The sequence below is a fragment of the Nitrospirota bacterium genome (assembly GCA_016212215.1).
GTDB lineage: Bacteria > Nitrospirota > 9FT-COMBO-42-15 > HDB-SIOI813 > HDB-SIOI813 > JACRGV01.
In genome coordinates this window covers 33,978-60,024 of sequence record JACRGV010000120.1, presented here as the reverse complement: position 1 = coordinate 60,024, position 26,047 = coordinate 33,978, and the positions used below count along the sequence as shown (strand labels likewise).

At 40.9% G+C, this 26,047-nt stretch carries 31 protein-coding genes and 1 pseudogene; 16 read left to right on the top strand and 16 right to left on the bottom strand.

Going from position 1 to position 26,047, the window contains the following annotated elements; all coding sequences use genetic code 11:
- Nucleotides 1-373 precede the first annotated feature (373 nt).
- On the top strand, nt 374-610 hold the full coding sequence (locus tag HZA08_10870) for a DUF4160 domain-containing protein (protein ID MBI5193927.1): 237 nt from the start codon (nt 374-376) through the stop codon (nt 608-610).
- Nucleotides 594-860 (top strand): DUF2442 domain-containing protein, encoded by a 267-nt coding sequence (locus HZA08_10865; protein ID MBI5193926.1) that lies wholly within the window; start codon nt 594-596, stop codon nt 858-860. Before HZA08_10870 ends, HZA08_10865 begins: the two co-directional genes overlap by 17 nt.
- Before the next feature lie 239 nt (nt 861-1,099).
- On the opposite strand, the gene HZA08_10860 is transcribed toward HZA08_10865, so the two are convergent.
- The 4 genes from HZA08_10860 to HZA08_10845 form a co-directional block, all read right to left on the bottom strand.
- Nucleotides 1,100-1,882, bottom strand: a complete 783-nt coding sequence (locus HZA08_10860) for an ATP-binding protein (protein ID MBI5193925.1) — start codon at nt 1,880-1,882, stop codon at nt 1,100-1,102.
- A complete protein-coding gene (locus HZA08_10855; GenBank protein ID MBI5193924.1) occupies nt 1,879-2,754 on the bottom strand; it encodes a transposase in 876 nt (291 codons plus the stop codon). The genes HZA08_10860 and HZA08_10855 overlap by 4 nt, the downstream gene beginning before the upstream one ends.
- 405 nt (nt 2,755-3,159) lie before the next feature.
- Nucleotides 3,160-3,453 (bottom strand): type II toxin-antitoxin system RelE/ParE family toxin, encoded by a 294-nt coding sequence (locus HZA08_10850; protein ID MBI5193923.1) that lies wholly within the window; start codon nt 3,451-3,453, stop codon nt 3,160-3,162.
- Nucleotides 3,453-3,668: an addiction module protein gene (locus HZA08_10845; protein MBI5193922.1), complete on the bottom strand. Its 216-nt coding sequence runs from the start codon at nt 3,666-3,668 to the stop codon at nt 3,453-3,455. Before HZA08_10845 ends, HZA08_10850 begins: the two co-directional genes overlap by 1 nt.
- A gap of 398 nt (nt 3,669-4,066) precedes the next feature.
- On the opposite strand from HZA08_10845, the gene HZA08_10840 reads away from it, so the two are divergent.
- The 5 genes from HZA08_10840 to HZA08_10820 all read left to right on the top strand — a co-directional run bounded on the left by HZA08_10840 (nt 4,067) and on the right by HZA08_10820 (nt 5,634).
- Nucleotides 4,067-4,324: a DUF4160 domain-containing protein gene (locus tag HZA08_10840; protein ID MBI5193921.1), complete on the top strand. Its 258-nt coding sequence runs from the start codon at nt 4,067-4,069 to the stop codon at nt 4,322-4,324.
- Nucleotides 4,321-4,578, top strand: a complete 258-nt coding sequence (locus tag HZA08_10835) for a DUF2442 domain-containing protein (GenBank protein MBI5193920.1) — start codon at nt 4,321-4,323, stop codon at nt 4,576-4,578. Before HZA08_10840 ends, HZA08_10835 begins: the two co-directional genes overlap by 4 nt.
- Before the next feature lie 77 nt (nt 4,579-4,655).
- Nucleotides 4,656-4,904 carry a hypothetical protein gene (locus HZA08_10830; protein MBI5193919.1) on the top strand — a complete coding sequence of 83 codons (249 nt, stop codon included), beginning with the start codon at nt 4,656-4,658 and terminating at the stop codon, nt 4,902-4,904.
- A 61-nt stretch (nt 4,905-4,965) separates the two neighbouring features.
- The gene (locus HZA08_10825) at nt 4,966-5,364 is read left to right on the top strand and encodes a type II toxin-antitoxin system VapC family toxin (protein ID MBI5193918.1); all 399 of its coding nucleotides are present in this window, start codon (nt 4,966-4,968) and stop codon (nt 5,362-5,364) included.
- Nucleotides 5,365-5,376: 12 nt separating this feature from the next.
- Complete coding sequence (locus tag HZA08_10820; protein MBI5193917.1) at nt 5,377-5,634, top strand: antitoxin; 258 nt, start codon at nt 5,377-5,379, stop codon at nt 5,632-5,634.
- 136 nt (nt 5,635-5,770) lie between these two features.
- Here the strand turns inward: HZA08_10820 and smc are convergent, their stop codons facing one another.
- Nucleotides 5,771-9,442 (bottom strand): chromosome segregation protein SMC, encoded by a 3,672-nt coding sequence (gene smc, locus HZA08_10815; protein ID MBI5193916.1) that lies wholly within the window; start codon nt 9,440-9,442, stop codon nt 5,771-5,773.
- Nucleotides 9,443-9,614: 172 nt separating this feature from the next.
- Between smc and HZA08_10810 the strand changes: the two genes are divergently transcribed.
- Entirely contained in the window at nt 9,615-10,286 is a 672-nt protein-coding gene (locus HZA08_10810; GenBank protein ID MBI5193915.1) for a nucleotidyl transferase AbiEii/AbiGii toxin family protein, read from the top strand.
- The gene (locus HZA08_10805) at nt 10,283-10,564 is read left to right on the top strand and encodes a hypothetical protein (GenBank protein MBI5193914.1); all 282 of its coding nucleotides are present in this window, start codon (nt 10,283-10,285) and stop codon (nt 10,562-10,564) included. Before HZA08_10810 ends, HZA08_10805 begins: the two co-directional genes overlap by 4 nt.
- 17 nt (nt 10,565-10,581) lie before the next feature.
- On the opposite strand, the gene HZA08_10800 is transcribed toward HZA08_10805, so the two are convergent.
- Nucleotides 10,582-10,998: a PaaI family thioesterase gene (locus HZA08_10800; protein ID MBI5193913.1), complete on the bottom strand. Its 417-nt coding sequence runs from the start codon at nt 10,996-10,998 to the stop codon at nt 10,582-10,584.
- A gap of 116 nt (nt 10,999-11,114) precedes the next feature.
- Complete coding sequence (locus tag HZA08_10795; protein ID MBI5193912.1) at nt 11,115-12,290, bottom strand: ketoacyl-ACP synthase III; 1,176 nt, start codon at nt 12,288-12,290, stop codon at nt 11,115-11,117.
- Nucleotides 12,291-12,346: 56 nt separating this feature from the next.
- On the opposite strand from HZA08_10795, the gene bamD reads away from it, so the two are divergent.
- Nucleotides 12,347-13,033 carry an outer membrane protein assembly factor BamD gene (gene bamD, locus HZA08_10790; GenBank protein MBI5193911.1) on the top strand — a complete coding sequence of 229 codons (687 nt, stop codon included), beginning with the start codon at nt 12,347-12,349 and terminating at the stop codon, nt 13,031-13,033.
- Between the two features lie 3 nt (nt 13,034-13,036).
- Here the strand turns inward: bamD and larE are convergent, their stop codons facing one another.
- The 4 genes from larE to HZA08_10770 all read right to left on the bottom strand — a co-directional run bounded on the left by larE (nt 13,037) and on the right by HZA08_10770 (nt 17,856).
- Nucleotides 13,037-13,888: an ATP-dependent sacrificial sulfur transferase LarE gene (gene larE, locus HZA08_10785; protein MBI5193910.1), complete on the bottom strand. Its 852-nt coding sequence runs from the start codon at nt 13,886-13,888 to the stop codon at nt 13,037-13,039.
- Between the two features lie 116 nt (nt 13,889-14,004).
- The gene (locus tag HZA08_10780) at nt 14,005-15,357 is read right to left on the bottom strand and encodes an insulinase family protein (GenBank protein MBI5193909.1); all 1,353 of its coding nucleotides are present in this window, start codon (nt 15,355-15,357) and stop codon (nt 14,005-14,007) included.
- A gap of 13 nt (nt 15,358-15,370) precedes the next feature.
- On the bottom strand, nt 15,371-16,687 hold the full coding sequence (locus tag HZA08_10775) for an insulinase family protein (GenBank protein MBI5193908.1): 1,317 nt from the start codon (nt 16,685-16,687) through the stop codon (nt 15,371-15,373).
- Between the two features lie 323 nt (nt 16,688-17,010).
- Nucleotides 17,011-17,856 carry a hypothetical protein gene (locus HZA08_10770; GenBank protein MBI5193907.1) on the bottom strand — a complete coding sequence of 282 codons (846 nt, stop codon included), beginning with the start codon at nt 17,854-17,856 and terminating at the stop codon, nt 17,011-17,013.
- Between the two features lie 118 nt (nt 17,857-17,974).
- Here HZA08_10770 and HZA08_10765 point away from each other — a divergent pair, with 118 nt between their 5' ends.
- A complete protein-coding gene (locus tag HZA08_10765) occupies nt 17,975-18,910 on the top strand; it encodes a hypothetical protein (protein MBI5193906.1) in 936 nt (311 codons plus the stop codon).
- A gap of 346 nt (nt 18,911-19,256) precedes the next feature.
- Here HZA08_10765 and HZA08_10760 read toward each other — a convergent pair whose 3' ends face one another.
- Nucleotides 19,257-19,745 carry an endonuclease domain-containing protein gene (locus tag HZA08_10760; GenBank protein MBI5193905.1) on the bottom strand — a complete coding sequence of 163 codons (489 nt, stop codon included), beginning with the start codon at nt 19,743-19,745 and terminating at the stop codon, nt 19,257-19,259.
- 273 nt (nt 19,746-20,018) lie between these two features.
- Between HZA08_10760 and HZA08_10755 the strand changes: the two are divergent.
- Nucleotides 20,019-20,261: pseudogene (locus HZA08_10755) on the top strand (ISKra4 family transposase).
- A 78-nt stretch (nt 20,262-20,339) separates the two neighbouring features.
- On the opposite strand, the gene HZA08_10750 reads toward HZA08_10755, so the two are convergent.
- The 4 genes from HZA08_10750 to HZA08_10735 form a co-directional block, all read right to left on the bottom strand.
- Complete coding sequence (locus tag HZA08_10750) at nt 20,340-20,684, bottom strand: DUF5615 family PIN-like protein (protein ID MBI5193904.1); 345 nt, start codon at nt 20,682-20,684, stop codon at nt 20,340-20,342.
- The gene (locus HZA08_10745; GenBank protein MBI5193903.1) at nt 20,681-21,100 is read right to left on the bottom strand and encodes a DUF433 domain-containing protein; all 420 of its coding nucleotides are present in this window, start codon (nt 21,098-21,100) and stop codon (nt 20,681-20,683) included. The genes HZA08_10750 and HZA08_10745 overlap by 4 nt, the downstream gene beginning before the upstream one ends.
- A gap of 310 nt (nt 21,101-21,410) precedes the next feature.
- Nucleotides 21,411-22,562, bottom strand: coding sequence for an ATP-binding protein (locus tag HZA08_10740; GenBank protein ID MBI5193902.1), 1,152 nt, complete (start codon nt 22,560-22,562; stop codon nt 21,411-21,413).
- Between the two features lie 106 nt (nt 22,563-22,668).
- Nucleotides 22,669-23,952, bottom strand: coding sequence for an ATP-binding protein (locus HZA08_10735; protein ID MBI5193901.1), 1,284 nt, complete (start codon nt 23,950-23,952; stop codon nt 22,669-22,671).
- 405 nt (nt 23,953-24,357) lie between these two features.
- On the opposite strand from HZA08_10735, the gene HZA08_10730 reads away from it, so the two are divergent.
- The 4 genes from HZA08_10730 to HZA08_10715 all read left to right on the top strand — a co-directional run bounded on the left by HZA08_10730 (nt 24,358) and on the right by HZA08_10715 (nt 25,954).
- Entirely contained in the window at nt 24,358-24,696 is a 339-nt protein-coding gene (locus tag HZA08_10730) for a transcription initiation protein (protein ID MBI5193900.1), read from the top strand.
- Between the two features lie 176 nt (nt 24,697-24,872).
- Nucleotides 24,873-25,148, top strand: a complete 276-nt coding sequence (locus tag HZA08_10725; GenBank protein MBI5193899.1) for a type II toxin-antitoxin system RelE/ParE family toxin — start codon at nt 24,873-24,875, stop codon at nt 25,146-25,148.
- Nucleotides 25,149-25,364: 216 nt separating this feature from the next.
- The gene (locus HZA08_10720; protein ID MBI5193898.1) at nt 25,365-25,697 is read left to right on the top strand and encodes a DUF4258 domain-containing protein; all 333 of its coding nucleotides are present in this window, start codon (nt 25,365-25,367) and stop codon (nt 25,695-25,697) included.
- Nucleotides 25,694-25,954, top strand: a complete 261-nt coding sequence (locus HZA08_10715) for a YgiT-type zinc finger protein (GenBank protein MBI5193897.1) — start codon at nt 25,694-25,696, stop codon at nt 25,952-25,954. The genes HZA08_10720 and HZA08_10715 overlap by 4 nt, the downstream gene beginning before the upstream one ends.
- Nucleotides 25,955-26,047: the final 93 nt, after the last annotated feature.

Here is a 26,047-nt window from a genome sequence, read left to right as displayed (position 1 = left end):
CAGAACTTGCCCTTATCACTATCCCCTACTTCACTACACTCTTCAAAATAATTTGACATGACGGCTCTCCTTTCATTGTTGGATACCATCATGCCATCTTCCCCTCAACTTGTGAAGATGGGGTTATTTAACCGCTTACGGCAGAAAGTCTATGATTTCCATCAAGTATTCTGAGGCCGTTATCTGTATTTATTCCGATTATGGGTGCAGGGATGCTTCTTGTCCTCTTAATAGTCTCCACAAACCCAAAGAAAAGTGAATAATAGTGCCGGATATATTTTACGTGCAGGGAAGATTCAGGATTTTTTTATGCTATAAACAAAAACAAAAAATATTTTGACAAACTACCTGTAATTCAACGATAATAATTGACATGCCAACAATTAAAAATATGGAAGGTCCATACAGGTTTTTCTTCTATAGTTTTGATTGCAATGAACCAAAGCATATTCATGTTCAAAAAGAAAATATGGTTTGTAAATTTTGGTTAGAACCTATTGCATTATGTAGAAATCACGGTTTTTCACCTAGGGAGTTAAATGTTATTAGAGAAATTATTTATAAAAACATAGATTGCATAATGGAGGCATGGGATGAGCATTGCGGTTAATCTTCAGGAAATTAAAATTAAAGATGCGACTGTTACGGACGACATCATAACGGCACATCTGATTGATGGACGTACAATTAGTGTGCCGCTTGCCTGGTCATGGCGGCTCTCTGAGGCAACACCAGAGCAGCGGCTTAATTATGAAATCATCGGAGATGGTCAGGGAATACATTGGCCTGACGTTGATGAAGACATTAGTGTTGAAGGTATGTTATACGGCTCACCTGCCCCAAGGCCAAAAAAAATATAATCGAAGATAGCTAAGGTGTCACCCATTAAAGAACATGAATGGGAACATTAACGACCTAATGGCGACCTAATGGGGACAGATTTATTTTCTATCCCAACTTTATTCCCCACCCCAGTTTCAGTTTTATTCCCCACTTTTTCTGGGTTAAATTATAAAACTCTTCCGGTGATTATGTCTATTACTTTTATTTCTTGTTTGATAACCACCCCCTTTCTGTTTGATTTAACTTCTGCTATGTTCTACTCAACACTATCTTTACCATCTTTTCTATCGTGTTTATTTTTTAATGGTATCTTACCCTTATTTCTATATGACTCTCCGGTCATTGTAATCTGATGAGAGTTATGAGCCATCCGATCCATCACGGAGTTTGCAATAATGGGGTCTTGGAATAAACCCTGCCACTCTGTTATCTCTCTGTTACTTGTAAAGATGGTAGATTTCTTCATATACCGCTCACTTATTATTTCGTAGAAGTCATCTGCCTGTGTACCGGTTAACGGCTTAAGCCCAAAGTCATCTATGATGAGTAGCTGTACGGAGGCATATCTTTTGACCCTGGCCTCCCAGCTATTATCCGCCCTGCCTCCGTTTATGTAGCTAAACATCTTTACTGCCTTGGTAAATAAAACATCATATCCCATCCTGCACGCTATATGCCCAAGGGCCTGAGCAATATGGGTTTTACCCACACCCACAGGCCCAAGTAAAAATATATTCTCCCTGCTGTCAATATAAGCACAGTTTGCCAGTTGTTTTATCCTCTTTACCGGAACCTCAGGATTAAAAGAGAAGTCAAACCCCTCAAGGGTCTTCTCATCTTCAAACCCTGCCGCCTTGAGCCTTTTTATAAGCCTGCCGGATTGCCTCCTCTCACACTCATCCTCAAGTAAACTCATGAGGAAATCCATATAGCCGCTGTTCCCATCCTCTGCCTGCTTCTGCCTTACCGGCAGGGTCTCAAGCATTCCTGTTAAACGTAACAGCCGTAACTTATTATCTATCTGTCCTGTTATATTCATTGTATCTCCCCGTGCATAAAATACTCAGCAGGACGGACAAACGATGTTCCATCCCCTGCATTAACATTTACCGGCCCTGCAATCTCCTCAGGAAGAGGAAGATTATACATCTGCTTATCCAGTATCCTTTTTATAGTAGTCATCCTGTAGTCATCATAGAAAAGACATCTCTTACAGGTAAGGTCTATTGCCTCAGTGCCATATTTACCTGCCAGCCTGAAGATGCCCTGCACCTTACGCAGGTTACGGTATGCATGTTCTTCCATAATCTTAGTAACTAACTGGCATACATGCTCCCCATGTATTGCTGCCTCTCTCTGATAAAAAGAAAGTGTCCTCAGCAGATACTTAGACTTCTCAGGAGGATAATCCCCTTCATCCGTTTTAAATGTCCCTGCCCTGTATGACCTCTGATGGGTCTTTACTAACTCCTCATCATAGAATATCTGTACCGTATCAAACCCGCCCCGGCACCACACCTTTTTACCGACGAATCTGGTGGGCATGGAGTAGTAACTATTATCAAACACTATGTGATGATCCCTGTGAACCTTTGCCTCCTTCCACAGGGGTATATAAAACTTCTCATCAGGAATATTAAGCAGGTGCATTTGTTCTTCTTCCTTAAACACCTCATAGGGTCTCCTCTTTATAGTCCCGTGAATCTGCATACCGTAACCGGAGGCACACCATTCTTTTACCTGCCTGTTTGCATCTGCTATGTCTTTTGATTCATAGGATGACAGGAACTGCTCCCTTACCACAGGCACTCTTCTCTCCACCTTCCCCTTATGTGCAGCCATATATGCCTTTGCCGGGTCTATTATAAGTCCATAGTGTTTGCCGCATTCGGCATAAGCCCTGTTAAGCACAGGGTCATAAGTGTTTGGTCTTAATATCCCTGACTTCAGGTTATGGAATCAAAAATAGAAGGGGTCGGACCACACTATCCTTACACTATCCTTCTGATTTACAAGGGGTAGGGAGAACTTAAAGGGGACGGTTCTCTTTATTTGTTTCCGAAACTATTAATTATTTTAGTAATAAGATTCCCGCTTAAAAACTGCGGGAATGACAGCAGGAGGAATAGAATGGCTTGAATTCCGGGGACACCGCACTTAATTCCCAATTATTGTCAATGTTACTCAGACCAACGGCCATACTGAACTCAGGTATTACGGAAATGAAATGGGGGTCTTGAGGTCTTGAATTGTCACTTTTTACTCCATTCAATTCATCTAAAGATTAACTGGACTTCAACGCACAATTCAGATGCTTTATCCAAATTTCTTTTTTATCCACGCTGGGCTCCTGCGACAGTCAATCACAGCATATACAAGTGCAGTTTGATCCTCAACACTGTAATAAACAGCGAACGGAAATCGTTTTGATAGTAAGCGATGGTATTTCTCAAAATGTTTAGGATGAATACCAGAATTGACAATCAGGGAATCAATATCTGAGAAAAGCGTATCTATGAAATACGCACCTACTCCCTCGGACTGCTTTTCATAAAACCAGTAACCATCAATCAAATCCTGGCATGCTGACGAAAGTATTTTGATTTTCATTAAATTTCTTTTCTTATATTCTTCTTGGCTGTATCCCAATCTACAAATTTAAGATCTCCACGATTTATCCCTTCAGCTCTCTCATCCAATACATCTTTATGCCATGTTGGGGATGGAACACTATCTGCATTTTTACACAAATCATCCCAAATTGATTCCATTGCCTGAATCTTCTCTTCAATTGTCATTTTTCCCAATGGTATAGTGATTGACATTACATCCTCCTTTCAGTTAATGCTTTACTGTATTATAGTGAACTCCCAAAAGATCCGCAATCTCTTTTAATGTGTATTAGTTCATTTTATAATCAGATTCCTCCCCGAATACTTTTATCGGGGATTAAACACTGCGGGAATGACAACAGGAAAAATAAAAATGGGGGTCGAATGGGGGTCGGGTCTTGAATTGTCAGTTTCTCTTTTCATCAATATAATAAATGGATGCCTCTAATTCGAATAGCTATGCTTCAAATCCCCCCTCGCCCCCCTTTTCTAAAGGGGGATGCGAGATTCCCTGAAGAAGCGGTATTATTATTGACATGCAAACATCATGTTGATATTCTGACATAAAATAATAGAATACCGGTAGATTGTGAAAAGAGAGAAATAAAGAAATGCCGACTATACTTATGATAATGGGGTGGAGATTGTTTTTCTATGCTAATGAAGGCGATGAGCCGATTCATGTGCATTGTCGAAATGGAGAGATGGAATGTAAATATTGGCTTGATATAGAAAATTATGCAGTTGAAGAGACTTTTGCATATAATATGTCACAAAAAGATAAAAGACAGATTAAGAAAATAATATATGAACATTTTGAATATATTGAGCAGCAATGGGATGAATTTCAGAGGAGACGTAAAAAATGAAGAAATGTCATGAGATCAGTAATCTAAGATTTGAGGGGAATTTATTTATTCTGAGAATTGATGGAAAAGAAAGTAAGTTTGAATTAAAACAAATATCACCGGTACTTGAAAGTGCATCAGAGAAGGAAAGAAATACGTTTGAAGTATCACCATCGGGATACGGAATACATTGGCCTTTATTGGATGAAGATATTTCCATTGATGGGTTACTTGGAATCATCCATATACCGGAGCGAAAAAGAAAGATTGCCTAACATCTTATCATGGATCTTACAGGGACGGTTCTCTTTATTCCTTCCACCGCCCGATTTGCGTTTCATTTGAGGTCCTAATGAGAGGTAATTATATATTTGTGCAACCCGGACAGAAGGCATTTATGGTTGCATCAAACTTTACTAACTACATAGAGATTGGTGCAAAGGGTATTACTTATTTCTATCTTGAAGCCAAAGTCGAAAATGACGAATTCATCATCAATGCAATAATTTATGATCCTAAAAGTAAGGAATTTTGCCGAATAATAAACAACTTCCCTGAAAAATCATGTGCCCAACGAAGTGTACTGTTGTGGTTAAAATAGAAAAGGGGAAAGTGATTGCATAATTTGAGTTCAAAATGCTATCATAATACCGATACAAACTATGAAAAAGATTCTTTTAGATACAAATGCGTATGGCGCTTTCAAGAAAGATGACTCTATGGTCACAGGGGTCATCAGGTCGGTCGAGTATATAGGGTTAAGTGTGGTTGTGCTTGGTGAGCTATTGGGAGGGTTTAAGGGTGGAAGTAAGGAAGAAAAGAATATTGAGGAACTTAACGAATTCATGGATTCCCCCCGTGTTCACTTGCTTCCGGTAGATGAAGAAACAGCAGAATTTTATGCAAAAGTCTACCGGGATTTAAAGAAAAAGGGTAAACCAATCCCTTCTAATGATATGTGGATAGCGGCATCCGCATTGAGGCACGGGCTATCCCTTTTAACCCTTGATGAACATTTCAACCATATTGATGGTCTTATTCTTAAGAGTAAAGCTCTTTGATAAGGAGGAGTGATGAGTACAATAACGATTCGTGGAATAGATGAAACAACAGCAAGGATATTAAAAGAACGGGCTAAAAAGGAGGGTATCAGTGTCAATGCTGTTCTGCTGAAGACCCTGAGGGAGTCCCTTGGACTTCAAAAAAAAAGAAGGAACATTATTCATAACGACCTTGACCATCTTGCAGGAACATGGAGTGAAAAGGATTTCGCAGAATTCCAAAAGAGAATCGCTGATTTTGAAATTTTAGATGAAAAGATGTGGAAGTGAAAGGCCGCTACCATCCGCAGACATGCAAGACCACAGATTGTTTCCCTCTCCTGTTTAAAATGGGGACTATCAGATTCCTCCCCGAATGCTTTTATCGGGGATAAAAAAGACTTTAACTTTATAATGATACGTGATTTCAGACTGCAACAAGCATTGGAGTCTCTTCTTCTCTCCTTGTAAGATTGACAGACACAATCCTTGAGACACCGGGTTCTTCCATTGTAATACCATAAAGTGTATCACCGGCCTCCATTGTCCGTTTGTTATGAGTAATTACAATGAACTGTGAAAAAGCGGTCATGTCTCGAAGTGTATTTATAAAACGCTCGGTATTTCCCTCATCAAGCGGTGCATCAATTTCATCAAGCACGCAGAAGGGTGTAGGTCTGGCGAGGAAGGTTGCAAATATAAGTGACAGGGCTGTAAGGGCTTTTTCACCTCCGGATAACAGGGCTAACTGGCTTACCTTTTTACCCGGAGGCTGGGCAAATATCTCAATACCGGAGTCCAGTACATTTGATTCATCTGTAAGCACAAGCCTTGAACTGCCGCCCTGGAAAAACATCTGAAACAGGTTTTGGAATTTTTCATTAATAATATTGAATGTCGTTAAGAACATCTCTTTTGTTGTCTTATTTATCTTTGAAATAGTCTCATGCAGGGTTTCACATGCCTGCGTGAGGTCTGCTTCCTGAGTAGTCAGAAATTCATATCTCTGGTTTAATTCCTGATATTCTTCAATGGATGCCATATTAATCGGCCCCATCCTGTTCACCCGCTCTTTTAGAGCAGTCAGCGCCCCTGTCATCTCTTCAGTATTAATTTCTTCAGTTGATAATTTCTTAATCTCTTCTTCTAAGGCAAGTTGATAGGTATTGAATATTGTTTCACATAAATGGGTCATTTGCAGGCGTATCTCGGTCTTTTGTACCTCACACTGGTTTAATATCTGCTTTAATTCATCAATTATATTTCTTTTTTCCTTAATACCTGTTTCTGAAATATTCAGGCCCTCTTCTTTATGTGCCCGTTCATCTTCCATGCTTACAATCTCTTTAGAAAGTGTCTCCTTTTTCTGCCACAGGATTGTTATCGCTGACTCAATCTCAGTCTTCTCAGAATTATAACTATCTATCTTTTGTCCTATCGTATTCAGGTATAACCCCTTCTCATCAATAGAACGCACTGCAATCTCAATGCGCCCCTCAATCTCTTTAATACGATGGGATATGGCATCCCGTCTCTCTCTGCTTGTTGTAATCTCTAACTTCCTTGAGGTAATCTCCCTTTGTGCCTCTTCCCAATGCAGCCTCGCTGTCTTTTGTATCTCTATAAGCTCCTGTATCTCCTTCTCACCTGCTGATTGTTCAGTTACAAGCCCCTGAATCTCTGTTTCATATTTATTTAAGTCTGTGGATAAAGAAACAATCTCGCTGTTAATCTCGTTTTCTTCAATAAGCAGTGTCTCTAACCGTAGTTGTACCTTCTTCTCGTCATCTTTAAGTACATGGATGTCTTTTTCAATATTTACAATCGCTATCTCATCCTTGCGTATCAGGTCGTTTAATTCAACTATCTGCTGCTGGAAATTACCCTTGTCCTGCTTTAGATTTTCAAGCTCTCCTTCAAGCTCTGAGGTCTCCCGCTTTAATTTGATGACCTCATTTTGAAGTGTTTTAAGTTCTTTTCTTTTCTGGATTAGTCCCGGGGACTTGCCATTTGATGTACCGCCTGTTATACGTCCAGATGGTTCCACAATTTCGCCATCCAACGTTACAAAGGTACAATTATTATCTTCATTCCAAAGGGTAATGGCGTTCTTCAGGTTATCTACAACAACTACATCTGAAAGTAGATGTTCTACAAGGGGCTTATACTCTTCTTTATAATCCACAAAGGCAAGTGCAGGGCCAATAATGCCGTTTTCACCTGAGCTCCCCCTCACCCTAACCCTCTCCCCTAAGGGGAGAGGGTTAGGGCGGGGTTTTGAAGGTATAAATGTTGTTCTTCCGGCAGAGTTTGTTTTTAAATAGGCAATAGCCGCTTCTGTATTTTCATGGCCTTCAACTACGATATTTTGCAAACGGTCGCCGAGGACGGATTCAATAACCATCTCAGCGGTTTTTTCATCAGGGAAAACCCCATCCCCACCCCAGCCCTCCCCTTGAAGGGGAGGGAGGTTGAACTTCACATCAAAGAAATCAGCGACAATACCTTGAATACCCTGAAAAGATGCACCCTCTTTGGACTTTGACAGTAGGATCGTCCTTACGCCTTCCTGATAGCCGACAAGGTTTTTCTCCATCTCTTCAAGGGAATGAAATCTTGCCTCACTGCGGTGGAGTAATTCACGCCTGCTGTTAAGTTTATCCGTTAATCCTGATATTGAATTTTCTGTTACTGCAAGCTGTTCAGATAATAGTAATTTTGAGTCTGACTTTTCAGCAAGACCGGCATTTAAGTGCCTCTCAGACTCTTCCTTAGACATCATCCGTTCAATGGTTCCTGATATAGTATTGGAGTTTTCCTCCTTCTCACTTGTAATTCGCTCTTTTCTTCTATTGATCTCAAAAATCCTGGATTGAATATAATTCTGTTTATTTTTTACCTCAGTAACCTTTCCAACAGTGCCGAACACCCTGGAGCGGGCACTCTCTAATCTCTCCTGAATGCTTGAAAATTCATGACTTGCCTGTCCATATTTTGTTTCAGCCTCAGCAATCCCTGTTTCCCCTTTTGAAAGTATTTCTTCAAGCGCGAGTTTTTCACTGCTTAGTGATTCAAGAGACGCCTTTAGCGTAATTATATCTTCCTTAAGCTCTGTTATCTCTTTGTGTAATCGTTTATCATCTTCCCGCTGATGGGTTATCTGGTTTTCAATCACGATCAGCTTATTCTCGCTTTCACTGATCTCTTTATCCAGATTGTTAAGGGTCCCCCGTAACTCGTTCAACTTCCTGTCATCACCGAGTAATAGGGATTTTGTCTCTTCTGATTCTGCCTCAATACCTGCAAGTTCCGACAGATTTTTCATCTCTGCTTCCCTTACGCCCTCTTCTTTAAGAAGTAATGCCTTCAAATCATTATCCATCCCTGTATATTTAACAGCCGTAAGTAAAAGCTCCTGCTCTTTAATCTTTGCGGCAAGTTCCTGATATTCCCTTGCCTTCCGCACCTGCCTGTCCAGTGAATTTATCTGTCTTTTTACCTCTGATACGATGTCGCGGACCCTTAGGAGATTATGCTGAGTAGACTCTAATTTTCTCAGGGCCTCTGTCTTCCTGAACTTATATTTCATGATGCCGGCAGTGTCTTCGATAATTGCCCGGCGGTCTTCAGGTGTAGATGTTAGAATTCTCTCAACCCTGCCCTGCTCTATAACTGTATGCCCTTTGAACCCTACCCCTGCATCTATAAGAATATCCCTTATATCCTTCAGCCTGCACGGTACTTTGTTGATCAGGTATTCACTCTCACCTGAACGGAAGAGCCTTCTTGTGACCTCTATCTCAGAGTATTCAGAATACTGTGAGGTAAGCTCCCCGTGCAGGTCGCCTATAGTGATGGTCACCTCGGACATTCCGATAGATTTTCTACTATCGCTTCCAAAGAAAATGACATCCTCCATCTTTTCACCTCTGAGGGTCTTGGTACTCTGCTCCCCCATAACCCATAGAAGTGCATCCACAATATTGCTCTTACCGCAGCCATTGGGACCGACTATACAGGTTATTCCATGTTGTATATGAAGGGTGGTCTTTTCCGGGAAGGTCTTGAATCCTAATATCTCAAGCTTTCGCAGACGCATGGAAACTTTTTAACATAAACAAAATCAAAAGTAAAGAGAAAAATACAATCTTATGGGGAAGGGATAAAAGTTGATACTATATATAGACAACGAAAACATTTATTAACGAGTATTTCTATGCCTTAACGAATCTGTTATAATCAAAAACATGAATTTGTATCAAATACAAGATATGATTCTTGAAGCCTTTTATGGTGCTTCTGAATTTCCATTTGTCCTCTCAGGCGGAACGGCTCTTTCCAGATATTATCTCCATCATAGGGAATCAGAAGACTTAGATTTCTTCTGCAAAAACTTCGTTCTTGATTTTGAGTATATATATAGAATCATAAACCTGAATCTCAGGACCAGAGGTTTCATTTGCGAAGAAATTGAGAGGGCAGATAGAGAAGGCCAGATTAAATATATTATATTTGTGGTATCGTACTCAGGTGTCGCAGTAAAACTGGACTTCTTAGAGGACCCATTCTCAGGAATGTGGGAGCCTGCGGGGAGAAAAGATTTTACAGACAGCCCTGTAATCGTTGATGCTATCGAACTTATATATTACAGAAAGCTATACTCCATCACTTATGGTAAGTATCACCTGAACGAACGTCCTAAGGATCTTGTAGATTTATATTTTTTGAATAGCGTAAAACCTATATTTGAAATGATAGATTACACTACTGAACATAATATAGGACTTGACTGGTTGAGCTTTTATAAGAGACTTGGAGAAACTTCTGAAATATCACTGGACAGAGTTAGGCTTATTAAAGCTCTTGATTCACGAACACTTTCGGCATGGCTAAGGGATGTTTCGTTGCAAGGAATTACCAGGCAGATTGGAGAGAGTTTATGAAGGCACTGCTATGGGATGTAAACATTTCAGAAGAAGAATTCATGCTTGCACTTCATGATAAATCACACCCTGATCACAGGTGGGCACTAATCAGACTCTTCACAATATTCCCGACCAATAAACTCTTTAGCTACATAACACGGGATGAGTTTGTGGAGATGTGGCCAGGGGTAAGGAATGCTGTAGAAAACGACTTCTGGGGCAGGGCAAGGGTGGATAAATTAGACTGGCTTTATAACTTTATCCATGGAAACCATCGCTTTACCCACTCAGCGTAATTACCCCAAAAACAATCTTAAACCCTTATTAACTTTGCCTTTGCCCTTGCTACAGATTTGCCATCCGGTGTATGGGCCTCTGCCTCTGCCTCAAGTAATTTCCTTGCCTCTTTTGTTATTGATGCTGATACGTGAACCTTTTCTCCTGAGTTGAGCGGGTTGATGTAACGCACTTCAATAGAAGCGGTGACTGCATAAATTCCAAGGTCAAAGGCAAGCCTGACCATTGCCTCATCTAAAAGTGTTGCAATAATACCGCCGTGTGTTATTCCCTTGAACCCCTGATATTCCGGGCCTGGGGTAAATTCGCAAGATATGGCCTTATTATCCCTGTCTACTTTAAAAGGGATTTTGAGACCTGCCGGGTTTTCCCTTCCGCAGACAAAGCATTTGTTATCAGCGATAAGTTTCATATAGAAGTTACCATAGCTCACCCTCCCCCTGACCCCCTCCCGTCAAGGGAGGGGGGATAAACATGGCCCCCTCTCACCTGACGGGAGAGTGTCCATGTGAAGGGGCATTATTTCAGAATTCTTCTTACTTCTTGTTTCTAACCTCTTACTTCCCTTCTTTTCTCCCAACGCAGAATACTCGCCCCCCACGTAAGCCCGCCGCCAAATGAGGCCATTAGGATTAGGTTTCCTTCCTTAATCCTTCCGCTTCTTACTGCCGGATCAAGTGTAATCGGTATTGAGGCTGATGAGGTGTTACCATAATATTCTAATGATATTGGAACCTTTTCTTCGTTAATGCCCAGCCGCTTCATAACCTGCTTAACAATCCTCAGGTTGGCCTGATGGAAGATATAATGGTCTATGTCATTTATGTTCAGATTACATTCTTTTGTAATGTCAGTTATTACCTTCTCAAGTGTCCTTATTGCGGCCCTGTAGACCTTGCCCCCATCCATTTTCATAAAGTGCAATCCCTGAAAAACTGTGGCTTCGGTTATTGGTATTCTTGAACCGCCTGCAGGGAGGTGAATCCAGTCCCAGTTTTTGCCTTGGGCAAAAAGCCGGGTCTTTAAGATGCCCTTCTTGCTTATATCATATTCACTCGAAAATCTCCTTAGCTCACCCTCCCCCTGTCTCCCTCCCGTCAATGGAGGGGGAATTTCTGTTGTATTTCTTATTTCTTGCTTCTTACTTCTTACCTCTTGCTTCTGCTCACTATTTTCATCCCCCTTAGATAGCGCATCGCTCATAACCTGTTCACTCTTCAATACCACAGCCCCGGCGCCATCTCCAAATAAGATTGCTGTCTCCCTGTCTGTAGGATTAACAAACCTTGATTTTATCTCAGCGGCAATAACAAGGGCACAACTCCCCTCACCATTTTTAAGGAACACCTCTGCAATATTTAACGCATATAAAAAACCTGAACATGAGGCATTAATATCAAATGCCGCAGCTTTGTTTGCACCGATATTTTCCTGAACTATACAGGCAGTTGCGGGAAAGGGCATATCCGGTGAAGTAGTTGATAAGATAATAAAGTCTAAATCCCCTGCCTTTATCCCTGCTGACTCAAGGGCTGAAACCGCCGCCTTTGTAGCTAAATCAGATGTGGCCTCATCACGGCCTGCCATGCGGCGTTCCTGGATTCCTGTCATCTTCTCAATATCTTCGGAACTTACTCCAGTTGAGTCTGAAATATTCCGATTAGTAATTATAGTTGAAGGGAGATAAGAACCGGTACCTGCTATGTATATATTTGTATTAACCATGTTGTAATTTTGTGCTTGCTATTTTAGCAGAAATCCGATTATAATGTAACCTGCTTATGTTAAAAAAGTACATAATCACATCATCTGTAATAATCTGCTTAGCTTCGGCAGTAGTGTTTACCGGCTGTGCAGGCACTACCAAGACAGATACCCTTTCAAGTGAAACAGAATCCCTCAAAGAACTTTATGATGCAAAAGTCCTGTTAGACAAGGGGGATAAATTGTTTAAAGATGAAGACTACTCGGGGGCGGCGCAGGAATACCGCCGGTTTCTTGAATATCATCCGGTACACAAATCAGCATCTTATGTTCAATACAGGATTGCACTCTCATACTTTAACAGATTCCGTACAATAGACAGGGATATAGAACCTCTTGAGAAAGCCCTTGCAGCATTTGAAGTTCTTGTAAGAGATTATCCGCTTTCTGAATATAAAGATGAGGCAGTTAAGAAAACAAAGATATGCAAGGAAAAACTTGCTGAACGTGAATTCTATATCGGTAATTTCTATCTTAAACAGGAAGCATATCCAGCAGCAATCGAAAGGTTCAATATCATCCTGAAAGACTACTCAGACACAAAGGTAACCGAAAAAGCATCATACTACCTCAGTATCGCATACAGTTCTAATGGAAAATCAGACAGGGCAGTTGACATACTGAAAACCTTGCTTGAGAAAAATCCTGAAACAGAATATAAAAAAGAAGCTTCCGAACTGCTTGCCAGATTAAGCCAAACTTGATCCTTATTCCCTCCCCTTCAAGGGGAGGGTTAGGGTGGGGATGGGGTTAATCTTCAAAAGAACCTCATTCATACTGCCGGTCCTGTAACCCTCAAGGTCAAGGGTAATGTAAGAAAATCCGAATTCTTTAAACCTCTTTGTTATATCAGCGCGCAATGTAATATCATTTAATAATCTCGCCAACCCTTCTCCATCCAATTCAATCCGTGCAATCTCTCCGTGATAACGAACCCTGAATTGGTTAAAGCCTAGCTGACGGAGGAAGGTTTCACACATTCCTACCTGTTTTAACTTATCTTCTGTAATCTCAGTCCCATAAGGAAATCTTGAGGAAAGACATGCAAACGATGGTTTTTCCCACGTTGCCAGCCCTAACATTTTGCTGATTTCCCTGACCATTTGTTTTGTAAGGCCGGCATCGACCAGAGGACTTCTAACCCCAAGCTCCTTTGCCGCCTCCATGCCGGGGCGGTAGTCTTTCAGGTCATCCACTGTAGTACCGCAGGCTATATGCTCAATATGAAGTTCATCCGCTATTGACTTCAGTTTGTCGAACAACTCCCTCTTGCAGTGATAACACCGTTTGCTGTCATTCTTAGCAAAATCCGCAATATCAAGCTCATTTGATTCAATCAGTATATGCCTTATCCCTATTGAAGAAGCCAATAACCTTGCTTCTTCAATCTCATAATCCGGGTATGTTGGAGAGGTAGCTGTTACCGCTATTGCCTTTTCTCCAAGGGAATCATAAGCAACCTTTATCAGTAAAGAGCTGTCCACTCCTCCTGAGTAGGCTACAAGGAGGGAACCCATAGACTCGATTATACTTTTTAATTTAAGATAGTTGTCTTGCATTTTATCTTCATTCATAAAATAAACCCCATCCCCACCCCCCCCCTTGAAGGGGAGGGAATAACCATTGCTACCTCTCCCTCAGGGAGAGGGTCAGGGTGAGGGTGGGGTTGTCTCTGTTATTTCTTCAGCCCCGTCTCTTTCTGATTCCCAACTGCCACAAGTACATAATTCTCCGGGTCTATGTATTTCTTAGCAGCCCTGATTATATCATCCTTTGTAATTGCCTGTATCTTTTTGGGGTATTCTTCAAAATAATCAAGCCCGAGGTTATAGTATTCAATGAAAACAAGGAAACTACCTATCTTGGCATTTGTATCCAGTTTGAGCGGGAAACTACCTGTCAGGTATGCCTTTGCCTCATCAATCTCAATATCTGTTACCTGCTCTTCTCTGATCTTCCTGAGTTCAATTAGTATGTTATTTATAGCCTCTGTTGCAGACTCATTCTTTGTCTGAACCTCTACCTCAAAGGCGCCGGGATACTTATTAATATCAAATCCGCTGTGAACTGAGTAAGCAAGCCCCCTGTTATCCCTAATCTCCTTTGTCATTCTTGAAGAAAAACCACCGCCCCCAAGTATATAGTTCATCAGGTAGACTGCAAAAAAATCAGGGTTATCCCTGGATATTCCTGTATGACCAAGGATGATGTTTGCCTGTGTGATATTTTTGTCAATTAATATAGATTCCGTTTTCTTTAACTTTACAACCTGCGGAATATCAGGAAACTTGATTTTGGACTTTTCCCAAGCTTTAAAGTAGTTCTCAATAAGGCCCTGAATCTCCTTAACATCAACATCACCAACAACAACCATTATAGTGTTATTGGGTTTGTAGTATTTATTGTAAAAGGTAACAACATCTTCCCGTGTGATGTTTTTTACTGTATCTTCATCCCCTTCAACAGGCATTGAGTATGGGTGGTCTTTAAACACAGCCTTATAAAAGGCCTTTGATGCAATTACACCCGGGTCATCCTTGTCGGAGATTATCCCTGCCAGTATCTCCTTTTTTTTCCTTTCCACCTCCTCTTCAGGAAAGGTTGGATTCAGCAGTACATCCGATAAAAGATCCAGCCCTTTATTTATATCCTTCTTCAGGACTACAAGAGATGCAGATGAGTAATCCGTGCCGCCTGAAGTAGAAAGCCTGCCTCCTATAAAATCAATCTCCTCTGCAATCTGTTTTGTCGTCCTTGTCTTAGTCCCCTCATCAAGCAGGATGCCTGTAAGATTTGCAACGCCAGCCTTACCCTGCGGGTCGTGTATTGCACCGGTTTTTATTGCCAAAGACACATTCACCATTGGAAGTGCATGAGTCTCAACAACAAGCAGTGTAATACCATTCTTTAAAACCACCCTCTTTGGTGTAATTTTGGGAGAGGAATAGCATAATGAGGAGGTACTAATAACAAAAAAGACAGCAAGAAATATGTAGATTAATGCGGCATATTGTTTAGTTCTGTGCATGTATATCCTTTCATCACTGTTTAGCAGGCAGCGGCACCAGAACACCCACTGTCCGGTTATCTTCTATAAAATATTTCTGAGCCACCCTCATAATGTCTTCTGCCTTAACATTTCTAATCTCATCAATATATTTATCTAAATACTTAGCACCTGCACCTGTGGTCTCAAGCTTGCCTATCAACATTGCCTGATAAAACACGGAGTCCTGTCCCATAATAAATCCCGCCTCCACCTGATTCCTTGCCTTCTCAAGTTCCTTAGGGGTCACAGGTTCCTTTTTCAGTTTTTCTATCTCTTCATGCAATGAAGCCTCTGCCTCATCCGTTGTCCTTCCCGGCCGGAGCTGGGCATAGAAATAAAATATCTCAGGGTCGGTCTGGATTGATGTATAACCGCCGCCTGCAGAAAGTGCTATCTGCTTATCATAAACTACGCTCCTGTAAAGTCTTGAGCTTTTACCTGATGACAGTATATTGCTCAGCACATCAAGTGCATAATGGTCCCTGTCACTGTAATTAGGGACATGGTATCCATATATAATGTATGGAAGCTGTGCCTCACGCTTATAAAGAAACCTCTTTTCCCCCATTTGTTCCGGTTCTTTAACAAGCATTTCCTGAGGAGGTGTGCCTTTTGGTATATTGCCGAAGTACTTATCAATTCTTTTAATTACATCTTCTGTATCAAAATCCCCTACCACAACAACAGTTGCATTATTGGGTGCATAATATTTTTTATAATGATTCCATGCGTCATCCCTTGTAACATTATTCAGGTCTGTCATCCACCCTATTACAGGTGCGTGATATGGATGAACCTTAAATGCAACCGCATACAACTCCTCAACAAGAGCAGACGTAGGGTCATCGTCTGTACGCATCCTTCGTTCCTCTTTAACAACATCACGTTCAAGCGAAAATTCAGCAGGGTCTATTGTAAGATTTACCATCCTGTCGGATTCAAGATCAAGAGAGATGTCAAGCCGGTCGCTTGAAAAGTTCTCAAAGTACGCAGTGTAATCCTGACTGGTAAAGGCATTTTCAGTACCGCCGTTCTTTGATACGATCCTTGAAAACTCACCCTTGCCGTTTTTCGCAGTCCCTTTAAACATCATGTGTTCAAGAAGATGCGAAAGCCCTGTCTTACCTGTTACCTCATTACGGGAACCAATCTTATACCATACCTGAAAGGTAACAACAGGGGACTTATGATTTTCTACAGTAACTATCTTAAGACCATTCGAAAGATAGTGTTCCCTGCTCTCGATGCCGTAAGCAGGTGCATTTATGACAAAAAATAAAGCTATCAGGATACAGAGTTTCTTTATCAATTTTCCTCCATATTTTTTAATTATATTGTGGGATTAACTGCAGAGGTATTCTCCATGTTAGTGCACGCTTAGGGTCTGTCATGAAATAACCTATACATTTATGCATCTCATCTTCCGGCCATCTTTGTGTGCTCCTCAATCGCAACCCCTCAACGTAGTTTCAACTACGCCTTCGGGCTTGCTCAATCGGTCGCACTCAAACCTGACCGAAATATGAGCGCCTAAATGTACAACTTATTTCATGACATGCCCTTAGGTTAGCAGATAAAAATAACGGGTGTCAAGAGATGGATAAAATCTTTATTGACAAATGGCAGATTAATTTAACGCCATATACCGGTAATCGGGCCGGCCTTCTTATCATTTCGTCCCAACGTTCCCAATTTGAAACTATCTTCAACTGTACGGAGGAGGCTGTAGTGGTCATAACGGGTATTTGAAACAGAACCTGGTGAAACCGAATCACCCCAGAATATGGCATAAACGTGATTATCGTCATTATGCTTACCGCCTTCATCAAAAATTACAATAAAGAGAAGGCCGCGGGTAAAATGTTTGTCTTTAAGAAGATGTTCAAAGGTTTCTTTCAACCATGTGTCGGCATAAGCAACACCGGTATCGTGCCCGTTGTTATTATTGTCCGGTATATAAAGACTAAAGTTTGGAAGGGTACCATCCTTAATATCTATAAGCATTTCAGTTGAGTTAACAATCCTGGCACAGCGGGCAGGATTAAGTTGAATATTTTTATAACTTAAGAAAGGGACATGCTTGCGTACATAGGCGCCACGCTTTTCGTTCAGAAAACAGTTACCGGGATATTTGTCAACATAAACCTTCCAACTCTTCTTCTTAGCCTCGAGCAGGTCTCCAATATGACCGGTATCAAGTGTAATCATATCATTGTTTACATTCCATGTACTGCCGGATGTCAGGGCAAGATAATTTGGTTGAGAAGGATGGGTGACACCATGAAAATTAGAAAGGTACGCACCCTGATTTGCTATCATACGCATAAATGGTTGTGAATAGGCATCTTCTGCATTAGTGTTTTCAAGAACTACGATAAAGATGTGATCAAAAGATGGGTTTGAATTAGAAAATGCCGGACATGGTATCCCGATCAGATAAATCAAGATTAAAAAGAAAAGTAAACGAACCCGAGTCATAAAATTAAAGAGCCCTTAGTTTAGGAAAACGTATAATAACAAAAGGTGTTGGCATAGTAAAATTGCATTAACTACAAATTTGACTTGAATAGAATATGTAGTTAATATGTAGTTAATTATGAGTGTGGTTAAAAAAACCTTAGAGGAAAATTATCTATTTTTCATAAGAGAACTTTTCCACATTGATGATGAAATCAAGAGTCTGCCGAGGGGAAGCATCTCCGCCAAAAATATTGGGAAAACGATCTACTACTATCATCAGTGGAGAGAAGGTAAAAAGGTGAAGTCCGTTTCCTTAGGCACTGAGATACCCCCCGAACTGCTTCAGAGTATTAGCAGAAGAAAATTGCTTGAAGGACAAATAAAGGAGATTGCTAAAGAGATAGCTGTTATTGCAAAGGCAATTGATACGCAAAGGGTTACAGTAGATGACATAATAAAGGTTTTTGCCCTGAATGGTATTCGGGTCATTCTCATCGGTTCATACTGTATTCCTATACTGAAGGAGGAGTTGAAGCTTAATCTGCCGACGATTAAGACACAGGATATAGATTTTCTGTTTAATCTGCCATACAAGGGCAGTGATATAGATATAGAAGCCCTTCTAAGGCCTCGAGGATTTTCTCTGGGATTTAACCCTGATGGTTCCAATTATTTTACAAACGGCATTTTTAAGATAGAGTTTTTAGCGCCTTATAGCGGCAGGGGAACATATAAGGCTGTTTACATTAAGCCTCTGAAGGTTAGTGCAACACCTTTAAGGTATCTAAATATGTTGTTTGACCAGCAGATTGAGGTAGAAAAAGAGGGTTATAAATTTCTTGTACCAAGCCCGTGGGTACTTGCATACCATAAGATATTGATCGCAAAGAATAGAAGGGCTAAAGATAAAAGAGAAAAGGACATGTTGCAGGCAATAGCAATATTAAGGGAGATTTATAAAAGACCGGATGAATTAAAAAAGGCATTGGCCTATCTGGCAACCCTGCCGTATAAATGGAAGAGCTATATTAAGGGACAGCTTGCTGAGTATATGCCGGATTTTTCTTTGTAGAGGAAATAACAGGGAACTGCTATTAAATCTTTTTCTGAATAAACTTCATCGGTTCAAATCCGCTCGCCGCTCCAGTTGCCTTTTTGAGAATTAAATTGGGATGTTCCTAATTTATCAACAGCCATTCCCATAACGGGACTATATGAATAGTTCCATCCTCTGTAGGGATAATTTAATTTGCCCCAAAAAGGATAATTTAGTGCATCCACGCTATCAAAGAAAGGCATACCTGTGACTTTTCAATCTACTAACTACTTTCAAAAGCAATTATATAGAATGATGTATCCAGTTTATGATTATATCGCTCTGTATTGCCCTGCAGAGCAACCAGGGAGGCTTTCAATGCTTAAACTATAGCGGAATCCTCCTTCACAAATTGCTTCTTTTTCATTCCGAGTGGGTAATTCTCCCCTCCCTTGACGGGAGGGCTATAATTATTTCCCTTCCTTAATCTCTCCCCCACTAGCAGGGGGAGGCAGGAGGGGGTAAGGGGAGGGTGATATAAGCAATTCTCCCTTATTACCGCTAAGACTTCATTTGTATTTTGTAACACCTCATTATTCCAGAACCTTATAATCTTAAACCTAAATCGTTGAAGGTATGCATCTCTTTCTATATCCTTATTCTTTTCTCCCGCATGCTGTCCGCCATCAACTTCAATAATAATGCGGTTCTCAAAGCAAACAAAATCAACTATGTACTTGCCTATAGGCTGTTGCCTTCTGAATTTTAATCCTGCCATCTGTTTCATCCTTAAGTGACTCCATAGCAATTGTTCCGCATCTGTAGGTCTTTTCCTGATGGCTTTCCCCAATGTTGTTATCTTATCTCCCATAGAATCACCCCCACCCTGACCCTCCCCCGTCAAGGGGGAGGGAAATTATTTCCCCACTCATTATAAGAAAGAAGCATAATATTTCAAGAATAAAATACATTAAATATGAAAGGGGGAATAAAAGAACTAAAGAGGACATAAATTATTATTTTTGGGGATATTTTCATTATCCCCTACACCCAGAAATATCAGTGCCCAGAAGGATGCCAATGATCCCTATACAACAACTTGGTGTAAATTAAGGGTGATGAGTATATGGACTGATGCTGTGCCGAAAGGGAGAGTAGCTATTTTGAAAAAAATAAAGAGAGTATGAGGTATGGTAAATTCAGAAAGGAGGGGTTATTTGTTGGTTCCGGTGTTCTTGAATCAGGTTGTCGCTCAGTTATTGGACAAAGGTTGAAACAATCCGGGATGCATTGGACAGTCAAAGGAGCAAACAGCATCATTGCTTTGAGGTGTTGCTATTTCAGTAACAGATGGGAAGATTTTTGGGAATACAGGGCTGCAGCTTAATAAGTACCAACAAATTTGTCGCACAACCTTGCAGATGTATGTACTCGCAAGGCTGTGAGAGTGGTACCTACCATCAGGTTACAGAAAGTCTGCTGTATAAGGCTCCATATCTTCTTTATGCTCCAATGCATACTTTTTCAAGGCATTTGCTATTACATTAAATTGGTCTCCGGGATATGAGTGAGGGACTATCAGAACACCTGAGTGCGGACTATTTTCATTAAAGAATTGTACTGTAAGTTTTATAAAATCATTGCGGTTTCTTGTTACAACGCAGCGCTTTTCAGAGGATGCATATTTTAGCTGCTCAAGGTCACTTACCTGAGTCATGCCAACCTCATGGGCACTGACCGCATCCATGCCTCCCCTCCTAAGTATCTCTGCAATCTTAGGGCTTAAGTCTTCATCCAGATAATATTTCACTGTTTATCCGCAGATAGGACAGGATGTCTTTTACGGATTTCTTCCGGCGTCAAATCTTCGTTCCTTGCAATAAGTCTGTCTATTTCATCTTTATAAAGTTTGTAATACAATAAAGCCGACTTCAGATGTTGTTCTGTAAGCCAGTGGTATGCCTTACTCAGGCGTTTGATGTCATTTGCCACACTATTATAAGTTGCAATAATCTCCCAAACCTCAATTCCTGTTCCAGCAATCCGAGCCCTTTTCCCGCTGGTGCCTTCAGAAAATACAATACTAGGACAACGGTGAGTCCTGACAGCTTCATCGAGCAGTTCATTTGCGACGGCAGTAAAGTCTTTCCCTGATGTAGTTGCGATTACTTCTATTTCCTTAATAATCTTTTCCGGAATTCTCAAACTCTTCTGGATAGTGGACATACACACCCCCTTGCATTTCATTATATTACAGTGAATTACATAGCATGTCAAATGCCAGAAAAACAAGGTAATGCGTTTGTTAAAGAATAGCGTTCTCTTTAATTCATTAAAAGAAATTGTTCCTTTAGAAGCAATTTCCAAAAAGATACTTTCCGATTTGTATGGCTGGGAGCCTCCCTTAAGGAGAGGACAAAGTAAAAGTGGACTGATTGATTTTACTAATTCCGGGGACATACGTAATTCTCTTCTTGCTTAGATAAGAATCCCTAATATCTTCTTTTCTAACAAGGTATAAAACCTGCGTTAATAATTATTTGAATATTTCTCTCATTCCGCCCGTGATCGTTTCGAATGGAATAACCTCTACCTTTTTATGAAGCGGATAGCGTTTTTCTCCGGTGTATATGACAGCGATACGTTCAAGTTCAATATCCTCAAGGGCAATCCGCATGGATGGAGTCAAATCAGGAGCATCCGCGCGTTTGCACTCAATGCCGTACATGCGTCCATTCTTTGAAAAAACCAGATCAATCTCCGCACCGTTATGAGTTGCCCAGAAATATACATCATCAGGGTCAACAGATCTGATAACCTCCTCGATTACGAATCCCTCCCATGATGAACCGCAGCGGGGATGTTTCAAGGTCTCCGACACGTTCTTCAAACCTAATAACGCATGAAGTATCCCTGTGTCCCGGATATAAACTTTAGGAGCTTTCACCTGGCGCTTTTTGATGTTCGCATGCCACGGCTGAAGCTGGCGGGCCATGAACACGCCGGTCAAAATATCCAGATAGCGCCGGACAGTATGCTCAGAGATACCCAACGAACTTGCAATGGGCGCGGCATTCCATATCTGACCATGACTGTGAGCTAACATTGTCCAAAACCGGTGCAAAGATACAGGGGGGATATTAATTCCCTGTTGCCGCAGGTCACGTTCAAGAAACATTTGAATAAAACTCTTTCTCCATGTAAAACTTTCCGGTTCATTCCTGGCCAGGAATGACAATGGGAGACCTCCCCGCAGCCAAAGACGGGATTCATTCTTTATCCCTACCTCATTAAGCCCGAAGCCGCCCATCACGATTATCTCAATACGCCCGGCCAGTGATTCTGAAGACTGTTGTAATAAATCCGGCGATGCGTTTCCCAGGATAAGGAATTTGGCAGGCAGGGGTTTGCGGTCTAACAGAACACGCAAAACCGGGAAAAGATCCGGGCGCCGCTGAATTTCATCAATAACCACAATACCTTTTAACGGTGCAAGCGCTGTCATGGGATCAGCAAGGCGGACGATGCTTTCCGGGTCTTCCAGATCAAAATAATTAATAGAGGCGCTGTCAACAAATTCCCTGGCTAAAGTGGTTTTACCGCACTGACGGGGGCCAACAAGGGCAACAGCCCGGCTCCGTTTAATAGCCCGCTGAATATGTTTCCCGATTTCCAGTCTCTGAATCATGCTGTATTGTACCATGAAAATAAGAAATAGCAATTCCGATTTTCATGGTAGCAAGTAGATACGATACTTCCTTCGGGGACACAATAGCTTAGGTTTTGGGATGTTCCTAATTTATCAACAGCCATTCCCATAACGGGACTATATGAATAGTTCCATCCTCATTTTTTATTGTTTCTTTGTTCTCTGCTGTTACTATGCTCCCCTCTTTTATAGAGAACTTTTTCATTGCCTCTGTTAATCCCCTGATTTCTCTTTCTCTTGTTGCCGGAGATTCCAGATCATAGCTTACATTAAGCAGGTGCTCTTCCCCTCCGGAAATATAATAGAAGTCTACTTCATACCTTCCTTTAACGTAATATATATTCTCTGTTTTTCTTCTCAGCTCAAGAAAAACGATATTCTCGAAAATCCTGCCGGTATCTATGGAAAAAGGATAGTCCATCGCGGTCTTAAATCCGACATCTACACTGTAAATCTTTCTCGGGTTCCTCCACTGTTCCCTGACGGATTTGGCGTATAGTGGTATGGTAAACAACGCAAAAGCATCCTCAAGATAGGAGATATATTCATAAACCGTATTCCTCGAAAGATTGAGCCCCTCGGACTTGAAATCATTATAGAGTTTATTGAAGCTCACATGCGTTGAGATATTGGTAAAACAAAATTTCATAAGCCGCTTAAGAAGAAATGTGTTTGTAATCTTGTGACGTTCGATGATGTCCCTGTACGTGATAAGATCTATATATTCCTGCAATGTCTTCACGTACAACGACTGATCATAATTGATAACCTCAGGAAATCCGCCTTTTACAAGATATTCCGAAAAGGTGTTTCTGATTTTCGCAATTGATCTGGAAGAATGCATGTCCGCCTTAATCCCCTTAAACCTCAGAAATTCGCTGAACGAATGAGGAAACACCTCGTAGCTCAATGTCCTTCCACGGAGGGCCGTAGCGATCTCCCTGCTCAATAATTTCGCCGATGAACCTGTTATAAAAATTACGCATTTTTCAGAGTCATACAGCCGGCGTACGAACTTTTCCCAATTTTCAACATTCTGGATTTCATCGAAGAAGAAGTATACCTTTTCACTCTTCTTATCAGGATACATCTCATAATATGCATCCAGCATATCACTCAGATCTTTCAGCTCAATAGGAAAGAGCCTGTCATCTTCAAAGTTGATATAGAGGATATTTTCCGGGGCGACAGTCTTCTTTATTTGCTTTATCAGTGAGAAAAGGACATGGGTCTTCCCGCTTCTTCTCACGCCGATCAGGGATATGATTTTGCCGGTGTCCAAAGGGATTGCAATATCTCTTCCCATTACATAGGACAGGTCTTTTTCCTTGAAATCTGTAATGATCCTTTTAAAAATATCTTTTTTCATTATTACCCTCCACGCAGGTACATTATAATTATTTTATTTACCTCTGTAAAGGGTAAAAAGACATATATTTCTATATCTGCATAGATTTCTGTGGACATCATACTGAATTGGCTGAATTGGTTTGCATAGAGATGGGAGTTATGTATGGTGTGCCAGGAATTTCCACAAATGTTCAATGACGCATTTGGGGCTCAAGCACAAAAGAGGAGAAGGAATTGAGCATGTGCTATTAGGCAGATAACTGTATAATATGACAAACGGAATATTAGGCAACACGGTTAGTGTAATGAAGATGAATAATTACGCCAAATAAACAATTTTTATTTTATTGAATCGGCTATAAAAGCATGTTATTATCCAGAAAACTATCTAATAACTGGTTAGGCCACAAAGGAGACTACGTACATGCAATACCTACTGATTATTTGCCACGACGATGCATTTACCCCAACGGAAACGCTGGTGCCGGATATCGTCGCATGGGTTAAGAAAATGGAAGATCGCGGAGTCCGAGTGCATGGGAACCCATTGCGCCCTGCCAGTGACGCAACAACTGTACGAGTGCGTAAGGGTAAGCTGTTGCGCACGAATGGGCCATTTGCCAGCTCCAAGGAAAAGATGTGCGCTTACGAATTAATAGAGTGCGAAAACGTCGAGGAGGCCATTGACGTTGCATCTCAACATCCAATGGCAAAGGTGGCAACAATTGAGGTGCGGCCGGTTTGGAACGAACTGGCCAACTGAATGAACTCTTGTCGGTTCTGTCTGGCTTCAAAAGTGAGACTGTCCCAGTGTCTTTCAGTTATGAATTCCCGAATAATGCCTAACATGGCGTTCGAGTGGGACGCGCCAAAAACTGCGCGCCCCTCAACTTTACGTTATGTAGTTTGAAAGAGAGAGATGCCGATTTCTGATCGCATATAATCTGGGCACCCTCTGCATTAGAAGACGTTAATTCCATTGCTGAGTATATTGCACGCGATTCTGTTGACAGGGCCGCCCTATTTGCGATGCGATTAATTGAGGCGACTGATCGCCTGCAGGATTTTCCTTTATCAGGACGTATTATTCCTGAGATTGGTGATTCATCCTGTCTTGAAATTATTTATGGTGACTATCGTATTATGTACCGTAACCCCATAACTAATAAAGTAATTAATATCGAGAATATACCGGGACAGATATATTTTGTATGACGTACGAACTCAGGACTTTTCTATAACATCTAAAAAGCCCTGGTTATTTATGGTCCGACCCCGATTAGATCGAACCCCGATTAGATCGATTTTAAACAGACATATGAATTTATTTTTTCGAGGTTACAATAGGATGAGATTATGCTGTCAATTGAGATATTGCCAGGACTTTCTTCTTGCAAAGATTATAATAATAGCATACTATTTTGTTATAAAATGACGCAAGATCATATAATACTTGAAAAGATCAGGCCGCTTGTTATATCAAAAAACTATAGGATAAAAATTCATGCTATCCGGCATATGATTGAAGAAGGATTTTCTGAGGGTAATATTATAGAGGCTATCGAGAATGGCAAAATATTAGAAAATTATACTGACGAGAAGCGATGTCTTATTGTAGGTAGCTTTTACTTTACAGAAACAACAACTTCACCTTTACATGTTATATGCGATTACACTAATTCAGAAATTATAGACATCATAACTGCATATATACCGCAAAAGCCATGGTGGATAAGTCCAAACAGACGAGGGAAAATAAAATGAAACAAAAAAAAGGATTGATGGATCACCCCTGTCCGGAATGTTTAGGCACGCTTGAGAAAAAAACAATAACCCAGGAATTTGAAAGGGAAGGAGTTAAGGTAAGACTTTCAGGGATAACAGCTTGGGTTTGCAGTGGTTGTGGTGAAACATACTTTCCACCTGGATGGGCAGATAAGGTGGTCAAAGCTGCCAATTGTCTTTTTGAATTAGCCCTGACAGAAAAACAACATAAAGGAACACTTATTGCTCAGATTTAATCAGAAATTTTGGTAGTTAACCTGGGACATACGTAATTCTCTTCTTGCTTAGATAAAAATCCCTAATAACTCCCTTTCTAATAAGGCATAAAA